Genomic DNA, 982 nt, shown 5'->3' with positions numbered 1-982 from the left:
GTTATAAGAGTAACCTTTCTTGGTTCGCACTTTCCGATACTCTTTCCGGTATTCCAGCATAATCTTGGGGATGGATTCACCAAACTTAGTCAGTGTCAGCGGACGTTCAAAGCCGTGCGCCTCCATAAAAGAAAGATAAGCATGATATAAATACATTCTCGGCGCTCGTGGGCTAATATTTTTATTGCCCATCTTCATCCCAGTTGCATCATTGACGGACACCAGATAACCACAAAAGCGATACAACGGATCAGAATTGCTTTTCACTGTTAACGCTTCGTTCGAGTCGCGTTGCGCCTGTAGCAGTTTTTTAGCCTTATTCTGGTCGGCAAATTCGTTTAATAAATGACGGATAATCACCGGCAGTTCCCGACTGATTTTCTCCGGCAATTGTGGATCTTTTTCTGATTCCTTGACCGGAATATTAAACGGGAATATCACCCGCCGCCGTGCAATGCCGCCATTGCGTTCGGTAAAGCTCATCGGTTCGTTATTGGTGGCTAATACCACGGCTTTAATAACCGTTGAAAATTGCTTCTCGTATTTTCCGTCAATTTCAATCAGGTCGCCGCCGGTAATGGCTTTAATGCCCGCCCCCTCACCGACATATTTAAACTGATCGGGCAACGTAATTAAGCTTTTGCCGACAAACTGATAACGGCCTCTCGCTTCATCCAGCGCTCTCATATTGCCACTGGCGGTGTTATGTTCGCCTGCCAATAAGGTAGCGATATAAGTAAATACACTTTTGCCGCTGCCACCTTCGCCTGTCACTTCAATAAAGAGCTGCCAGTCATAACGGTTTGCCAGAATCATAAACAAGGCTGCTTTGATGCGATTCATCTTGTTTTCATTCTGACCTGCTGCATGGGATAGCCAACGGTAAAAGTCAGGGGCATGATCCGGCAGGTTTTCACCAATAGCGGGCTGGGTAAACTTAATGCCATTATGGTTCATGAGCCAATGTTCAGGCTGATGGGGA

General features: G+C 46.0%; 1 protein-coding gene. It reads right to left on the bottom strand.

Annotated features, from left to right (window positions below):
- The coding region (locus PSI15_RS18145) for a DNA primase family protein (protein WP_273584745.1) at window positions 1–982 on the bottom strand (982 nt) is incomplete at both ends.

The sequence above is a fragment of the Xenorhabdus sp. PR6a genome, assembly GCF_028599065.1.
GTDB lineage: Bacteria > Pseudomonadota > Gammaproteobacteria > Enterobacterales > Enterobacteriaceae > Xenorhabdus > Xenorhabdus doucetiae.
The sequence above is the reverse complement of the archived record's forward strand: the minus strand, read 5'-3'. Positions and strand labels throughout refer to the sequence as shown.